This window comes from Acidovorax sp. SUPP3334, assembly GCF_030159055.1.
In the GTDB taxonomy this organism is placed as follows: Bacteria; Pseudomonadota; Gammaproteobacteria; order Burkholderiales; family Burkholderiaceae_C; genus Paracidovorax.
The window spans coordinates 58,821-66,019 of the sequence record NZ_BQXQ01000030.1; the positions used below are offsets into that span (position 1 = coordinate 58,821).

Consider the following 7,199-nt stretch of genomic DNA (forward strand, 5'->3'; position numbering starts at 1 on the left):
CAAAAATATAGCGTTCCGCGCCCGATGCACAGGCGCGGAACGGCAAAAGGGCTTCAACCCTGGCGAGAAAGAGGCGGTCAGACGCGGCGCGCCAGCTCGGCGGCCTTGCCGATGTAGCTGCCGGGCGTCATGGCGAGCAGGCGTTCTTTTTCGGCTTCGGGAATTTCCAGGCTGCGGATCAGCCCGTGCAGGGCTTCTGCCGTCACCGTCTTGCCGCGGGTGACTTCCTTGAGCTTTTCGTAGGCGCCGGGCACGCCGAAGCGGCGCATGACGGTCTGGATCGGCTCGGCCAGCACTTCCCAGGAGGCGTTCAGGTCGTCCGACAGCGCCTCTTCGTTCAGTTCGAGCTTGTTCAGGCCGGTCATCAGCGAGGCATACGCCAGCGCCGAATAGCCCAGCGCCACGCCGATGTTGCGCAGCACGGTGCTGTCGGTCAGGTCGCGCTGCCAGCGGCTCACGGGCAGCTTTTCGGACAGGTGCTTGAGCAGCGCGTTGGCGAGGCCGAGGTTGCCTTCGGCGTTCTCGAAATCGATCGGATTGACCTTGTGCGGCATGGTCGAGGAGCCGATCTCGCCGGCCTTGAGCTTTTGCTTGAAGTAGCCCAGGCTCACATAACCCCAGATGTCCCGCGACAGGTCGATGAGGATCGTATTGGCGCGCGCCACGGCATCGAACAGCTCGGCCATGTAGTCGTGCGGCTCGATCTGGATGCTGTAGGGCTGGAACGTCAGGCCCAGGCCCAACGGCTCGGGCGTCTCGATGACGCGCTTGCTGAAGGTTTCCCAGTCGAAGTCGGGCCAGGCGGACAGGTGGGCGTTGTAGTTGCCGACCGCGCCGTTCATCTTGCCCAGCATCTTCACCGAAGCCACGCGCTCGCAGGCGGTCTGCAGACGCACGACGACGTTGGCGAGCTCCTTGCCCACCGTGGTGGGGCTGGCGGTCTGACCGTGGGTGCGGCTCAGCATGGGGATGGCGGCGTACATGTGGGCCATTTCACGCAGCTTGAGCACGATGCGGTCCAGGCCCGGCAGCACGACCTGGTCGCGGCCGGAGCGCAGTTGCAGGGCGTGGCTGGTGTTGTTGATGTCTTCGCTGGTGCAGGCGAAGTGCACGAACTCGGCGGCTTTTTCCAGTTCGGGGCGGGCTTCGAACTTGCCCTTGAGCCAATATTCCACGGCCTTCACGTCGTGGTTGGTGGTCTTTTCGATGTCCTTGATCGCGGTCGAATCGGCTTCGGAGAAATTCTTCACCAGCCCCAGCAGATAGGCGCGGGCGCCGGTGGTGAGCGGCTTGAACTCGGCAAAGCCGGCGTCCGACAGGGCGATGAACCAGGCGACTTCCACCTGCACCCGGCGGTGCATGTAGCCGTGCTCGCTCATGATCGGGCGCAGGGCGGAAAGTTTGGCGGCGTAGCGGCCGTCGAGGGGCGAGAGGGCGGTGATGGTGGACAGGCTCATGGGCGGGGATTGTAGGTGGCGCTGCCTGTAAGCTAGATGGCAAGACTGCCCATAAAATCAGCGGCCTCGACCCTGTCCCCTGCCGTGCCCGGAAGAACACCATGAAATTGATCGGATCCTCAGCCAGCCCCTATGTGCGCAAAGTGCGCATCGTGATGGCCGAGAAGAAGCTGGATTACCGCTTCCTCGAGGAAGACGTCTGGGCCGAAGACACCACCATCGCCACCTCCAATCCGTTGGGCAAGGTGCCCTGCCTGGTCATGGAAGGCGGCGAGGCCGTGTTCGATTCGCGCGTGATCGTCGAATACCTGGACACCCTGTCCCCCGTGGGCCGCCTGATCCCCACGCAGGGCCGCGAGCGCGCAGAGGTCAAGACTTGGGAGGCCCTGGCCGACGGCGTGATGGATGCCGGCGTGCTCGCGCGGCTGGAGTCCCGCTGGGCCGGGCGCCAGGACGGCGAACGCAGCCAGGCATGGATCGATCGGCAGCTGGGCAAGGTCAACGCTGGCATCAAGGCCATGGCCCAGGGCCTGGGCGAAAAGCCGTATTGCAGCGGTATCCACATGAGCTTGTCCGACATCGCAGTGGGCTGCGCTCTCAGCTGGATCGGCTTCCGTTTCCCGGAGATCGAATGGCGCGCAGAGCACACGAATCTCGCCCGCCTGCTCGACAAGCTGGAGCAGCGCGCGAGCTTTGCCGACACGCGGCCGGCGTAGATCGAATCCGGTGCTTTGCCGGCGCCCTGAACCGCGCCTATCAAGCCAAAAGCGCGCCACCTGTGAAGGTGGCGCGCTTTTTTCTGGCGGAATAAAAAAGTTGCGAAGCGTCCCGAAACGAATTAGAGAGGGAGGGAGGAGAAGCGCTTCAGGGTTTCAGTCGAACCACCAGGGTCCGAAAGGCTTCGCAACAGTAAAGGGTTGATGGGGTGCGGCGCCGTCGCCATCAGTGCTTACTAGAGTAGGGGCTGCCGTTGAAAGTTCCAGTGCCTTTGGCGTTAGAACTTTCAAAAAATGTAACTTTCAGCGTACCGGGCACGGTCGCGGGAGGACGCCCCAGTACATCAACACGTAAGTTTTGGAACGTAATGGTTGCCGAGTTTTTGATCGGCATCCTGTCGGGTGAACTTCCAGTCGATGGTGCGCTGTAGCGCATTCCTTGCGTGCTGCCAGGCATCCACCTCGACTTGCAGCGCGCCAGGATTGGGAACGCGGCGATCAAGGCACTGACGAATGAGGATGCCGATCTCGATCTCGGCCATGTTGAGCCAACTCGCGTGCTTTGGCGTGTAGTGGAACTGCACTCGGCGCAGCAGTTTGGCTGCCGCGCTTTGACCCAGCACGTCATCGAGGGACTTCCTGAAGTGAATGTTCAAGTTGTCCAGCACCAGATGGACACGCCGTGCCTTGGCATACCTGCTGGCCAGCAGCTCGTCGATGAAGGTGACGAAGTCAAATTTACCCCTGCGCTCAGTGACGGACACGACTCGCTGGCCCGCCTTGGGTTCGACAGCCACGAACAAGTTCGTCGTGCCGTTGCGGACATATTCATAGTCCTGCTTGCCCGCGACTCCAGGTTTCATCGGAAGTGGCGCCCTGCTGTGGCCGATCAGTTGCAAGCTCTTGTCGTCCATGCAGATCACCGGCTCGTCGCGTCGCAAGGGAGTGCCGATGCACCACATCAGCCGCCGCCAGGGCTTGAGATCGTTTTTTTAAGCATGCGGCGAACGGTCTCGCGGCTCACATTGGACAGACCTGGCTCCAAGCGCGCAGCGCGTTCAAGCTCCACGATCGTCCACCGCTGCTTGCCTGCAGGTGGACTGGAGCAGGCCAGTGCCATCACTCGCGCCTGGGCATCCGTGTCGTACTGCGCCGGCCTGCCGGAGCGCGCGACATCGAAAACAGCGAGTTCCACGCCGCCTTGCAGATACGCCGATCGCGTTCGCCACAGCGATGTACGCCCGATTCCCAGAACTGCCAGGATCTGAGCCTCTGGAATCCCGCGATCCAGGCACGACAGGACGTGTGCTCGATTGACTTCTCGGGAGTGTCTCAGTCCCTTGCTGCGTATCTCCTCAACAACCGCCCGGTCTCCCTCGCTCAAGTGCAGTTCCGTCTGACGCATGAGAACATCTCCATCTATTGAGTGACGATAGATGGAGTGTATTAACGTTTCGTTAATTACGTGTCAATGTACTAGATCACTGGGATATGCGCACTGGCCGGAACGGGTGTGCCGGAGGGGCGCCCCTGTGCGGGGTAAGCGTCCTCTCAGCACCCTCTTGATCTCCCGCTGTTGTGAGGGGGCAAGCTTGTGTCCACCGCATTGAGTAATGGACGCAAGATGGAAGACCTGATCGAGAGAGAGCCTGTGGACCATTTGCAGCCCGGCGTGCTGAGCAACGGTAAGCGCATCTGCGCCGAAGCGTTCAAGGACGAATTGGTCCGGCAATGCCAGGTGCCAGGGACCTCGGTGGCTGCGACAGGGTTGGCACACGGGATCAACGCGAACCTGTTGCGCCGCTGGATCGCCCAGTCCGGTGCGAGGGCTCGTGCGCCCGTGTCGAGGCCGACGCTGCTGCCAGTGACGTTGCGTGAGCAGCCGGCGCAGAGTCAGCCCTCGGCATCGCCTGTCCCCTCGCCGCAGAGCATCGAGATCGAAGTCCACGGTGCGAAGATCCGTCTGCATGGCTCGGTCGACGCACAGCGCCTGGGCGTCGTCCTCGATGCGCTGGCGTTGCGCACATGATCGGCCTTCCCACAAGCACCCGCGTCTGGCTCGTTGCCGGCCACACCGACATGAGGAAGGGCTTTGACGGCCTGTCGGCGATGGTGCAGACGGCGCTGTCGGCCAACCCCTTCTGCGGTCACGTCTTCGTCTTCCGCGGCCGGCGCGGCGACATGCTCAAGGTGCTGTGGTTCGATGGCCAAGGGTTGCTGCTGCTGGCCAAGCGCCTGGAGCGCGGCCGCTTCGTCTGGCCGCAGGCGCAAGGCGGCAAGGTCTCGCTCACGCCGGCGCAACTCTCCATGCTGCTCGAAGGCATCGACTGGCGCATGCCGACGCGCACCGATCAGCCCGCGCTCGCAGCTTGAACTGCGCTCAAGAATTCGTCTTCTGAACGCGCTGGTCGCGGTCAATTCAGGGCACGTCCGATGGCATAGTAGAGGGCGTGCCGAACGCCAACCACGTGCCCCACAACGTCGACTCGCTGCTGCGTGTCCTGCAGGCGCGGGACGCCGAAGTCGCCCTGCTCAAGCTGCTCGTCGACAAGCTCAAGGTGCAGTTGCTGCGCCAGGTCCGCGCCCGCTTCGGCACCTCCAGCGAGCAGATGGACGATCCGCAGATCGCGTTAATCGAAGGCCTGTCGGTCCCTGAGCTTGCAATGGTCGCGGAGATTCCGAAGGCGCAAGCGGCCAACAGCGAAGGCTTCGACCGAAGCCTGCCCGCACACCTGCCGCGGGAAAACCATGTGTACCGGGCCGAGACATCGGATGCGCGGCGTGATGCCGCCGGCCAGTCCTGCGGCTGCAGCGCCTGTGGTGGCCGGCTGCGGCAGATCGGCCAGGACGTCTCGGAACAACTGGAGTACGTGCCCTCGCGCTTCAAGGTGATCCGTCATGTGCGCCCGGAGCTCGCCTGCATGGCGTGCGAATCGATCTTCCAGGTGGAAGCGCCGAGCCGGCCCATCGTCCGCGGCGTGGCCGGTCCCGGGCTGCTGGCCCACGTCCTGGTCGCCAAGTATTGCGATCACCAGCCGCTGTACCGTCAGAGCCGGATCTACGCCCGCGAGGGCGTACTGATCGAGCGCTCCACGATGGCTGGCTGGGTCGGCCAGAGCGAGAAGCTCTTGGACCCACTGGTCGCAGCGCTCGGGCGCTATGTGCTGGCGGGCTCCAAGCTGCATGCCGACGACACGCCGGTGGCTGTGCTCTCACCCGGGCGCGGCAAGACCAAGGCTGGAAGGCTCTGGGTCTACGTGCGTGACGATCGCGCCTCGGCGAGCAACGATGCACCAGCGGCGTGGTTGCGTTACTCGCCCGACCGCAAGGGCGCACCCCCCCAGGCGTACCTGAAGAACTTCAAGGGTGTCCTGCAGGCCGATGCATACGCAGGCTTCGCCAAGCTCTATGCAAACGGCAACGTCATCGAGGCTTCGTGCTGGGCCCATGCGCGCAGGCCGTTCTGGGATCTGCACGAGAGCCAGGGCCGTGCGCCGGGCTCGATTGCCGAGCAAGCGCTCAGGCGCATCGGTGCGCTGTATGCGATCGAAGCCGACATCTGCGGCCGCCCACCGGATGAGCGATGCCGGGAGCGCCAGGCGCGAGCCGGGCCGCTGCTCGAGGAGCTGTTCGCCTGGTTGCCAGGGATGCTCGCACAGATGTCGGCCAAGTCGGAGTTAGCGCGCGCCATTGGCTACACGCTCACGCTGCTCGGGTCGTTGACGCGCTACCGTGACGACGGGCGCATCGAGATCGACAACAATGCCGCCGAGCGCGCGCTGCGCGGGGTGAGCCTGGGCCGCAAGAACTTCATGTTCATGGGCTCGGACGCCGGGGGTGAGCGCGCTGCGGCCATCTACAGCCTGGTGGAGACGGCCAAGCTGAACTGGCTCGACCCCGAGGCCTACCTGCGTGGTGTACTCGGGCGCATCGCAGACCATCCGATTAACCGCATCGACGAGTTGCTGCCGTGGAACATCGGCCGACACGCCGAAGACCAACGACAAGCAGCTTGAGCATGGCGAGCAAGGTTCAACGTATCAAGGCACCAGCGGCGATCCTGCAACTGCACATCGAATTGCGCGGCACCAAGCCCAAGGTCTGGCGCCGCGTTCTGGTGCCGGACACCATCACCCTGGCCAAGCTGCACCTTGTCATCCAGGCAGCCTTCGGCTGGGGCCACTCGCATCTGCACGAGTTCATCGCTGGCGACGGCCAGCGGTATGGCACACCAGATCCGATTTACGACGATCCTGGCTCGATCACCAGCGAGAGCACGCGACTGACCACCGCCTTGAACCGGTCGACGCTGAGCTACGTCTACGACTTCGGGGACTACTGGGACCACCGCATCAAGGTCGACAAGAAGATCGCACCGATTCTGGAGTTCGTGCTCCCGTTCTGTGCCGGCGGTGCCTGTGCAACGCCGCCGGAGGATTGTGGAGGCGCACCGGGCTATGCGCAGTTCGTGCGGGCCATGGCGAACCCTGACGATCCCGAACACGGCAACCTGGTCGAATGGCTCGGTGCCGATACCTGGGACCCGTTGGCCTTCGACACCATCGAGATCAACGCCCGGCTCGCCGAGGTCAAGGTCTGAACGGCAATGGCTCGGACGAACTACATCGAGGACGGCGGCGACATCACGATAGGTGCGCTGCCGCCGCACGAGTGCGTCGCCACGGCCGCCGATGGCAGCAACTGCCTGGCCATGCTCGTGCGTCGCGACGGTGAGAGCCTCAACGTCTTGCTCAAACGCTTGAACAAGGCCATCGGCCTGGCTTGGTCAAACGACACGTTCGTCGATGAGGTCAACGACGGCGAGAGCGACCTGCTGTAGTTCTTCCGTCGATCCCGCGTCAAGAGGGGGTGCTGAGACGACGCTTACCGTGCGGGAGTCTAGATGTGAAGTTTCAATAGGTTGTATCCGGTGTTCATCCGGATTGGGTTTGAGAGACTGGAAGTCGCCAAACACCCAATCCGCTCAGGACACCCAACCAGATGAACAGCCATAAGCATGCCCGAC

The 7,199-nt window shown here is 63.4% G+C and carries 9 protein-coding genes; 6 read left to right on the forward strand and 3 right to left on the reverse strand.

All coding sequences use genetic code 11. The features are described 5' to 3' along the window. Positions 1 to 77: 77 nt before the first annotated feature. A complete protein-coding gene (purB, locus tag AVHM3334_RS16790; protein WP_284414149.1) occupies positions 78 to 1,457 on the reverse strand; it encodes an adenylosuccinate lyase in 1,380 nt (459 codons plus the stop codon). Between the two features lie 101 nt (positions 1,458 to 1,558). On the opposite strand from purB, the gene AVHM3334_RS16795 reads away from it, so the two are divergent. After that, positions 1,559 to 2,173 carry a glutathione S-transferase N-terminal domain-containing protein gene (locus AVHM3334_RS16795; protein ID WP_284414152.1) on the forward strand — a complete coding sequence of 205 codons (615 nt, stop codon included), beginning with the start codon at positions 1,559 to 1,561 and terminating at the stop codon, positions 2,171 to 2,173. Between the two features lie 344 nt (positions 2,174 to 2,517). On the opposite strand, the gene AVHM3334_RS16800 is transcribed toward AVHM3334_RS16795, so the two are convergent. Further along, positions 2,518 to 3,135 (reverse strand): IS630 family transposase, encoded by a 618-nt coding sequence (locus AVHM3334_RS16800; RefSeq protein WP_284414154.1) that lies wholly within the window; start codon positions 3,133 to 3,135, stop codon positions 2,518 to 2,520. Beyond that, complete coding sequence (locus AVHM3334_RS16805; protein WP_284409849.1) at positions 3,135 to 3,578, reverse strand: helix-turn-helix domain-containing protein; 444 nt, start codon at positions 3,576 to 3,578, stop codon at positions 3,135 to 3,137. The genes AVHM3334_RS16800 and AVHM3334_RS16805 overlap by 1 nt, the downstream gene beginning before the upstream one ends. A gap of 219 nt (positions 3,579 to 3,797) precedes the next feature. On the opposite strand from AVHM3334_RS16805, the gene tnpA reads away from it, so the two are divergent. The 5 genes from tnpA (at position 3,798) to AVHM3334_RS16830 (ending at position 7,013) form a co-directional block, all read left to right on the forward strand. Then, complete coding sequence (tnpA, locus tag AVHM3334_RS16810; RefSeq protein WP_284414156.1) at positions 3,798 to 4,202, forward strand: IS66-like element accessory protein TnpA; 405 nt, start codon at positions 3,798 to 3,800, stop codon at positions 4,200 to 4,202. Further along, on the forward strand, positions 4,199 to 4,546 hold the full coding sequence (tnpB, locus tag AVHM3334_RS16815; RefSeq protein WP_284414158.1) for an IS66 family insertion sequence element accessory protein TnpB: 348 nt from the start codon (positions 4,199 to 4,201) through the stop codon (positions 4,544 to 4,546). Before tnpA ends, tnpB begins: the two co-directional genes overlap by 4 nt. A gap of 77 nt (positions 4,547 to 4,623) precedes the next feature. Next, positions 4,624 to 6,189: an IS66 family transposase gene (tnpC, locus tag AVHM3334_RS16820; protein WP_284414160.1), complete on the forward strand. Its 1,566-nt coding sequence runs from the start codon at positions 4,624 to 4,626 to the stop codon at positions 6,187 to 6,189. A gap of 2 nt (positions 6,190 to 6,191) precedes the next feature. Continuing rightward, positions 6,192 to 6,773 (forward strand): plasmid pRiA4b ORF-3 family protein, encoded by a 582-nt coding sequence (locus tag AVHM3334_RS16825; protein WP_284414162.1) that lies wholly within the window; start codon positions 6,192 to 6,194, stop codon positions 6,771 to 6,773. 6 nt (positions 6,774 to 6,779) lie between these two features. Further along, on the forward strand, positions 6,780 to 7,013 hold the full coding sequence (locus tag AVHM3334_RS16830) for a hypothetical protein (RefSeq protein WP_284414164.1): 234 nt from the start codon (positions 6,780 to 6,782) through the stop codon (positions 7,011 to 7,013). The last annotated feature ends 186 nt before the right edge of the window (positions 7,014 to 7,199 follow it).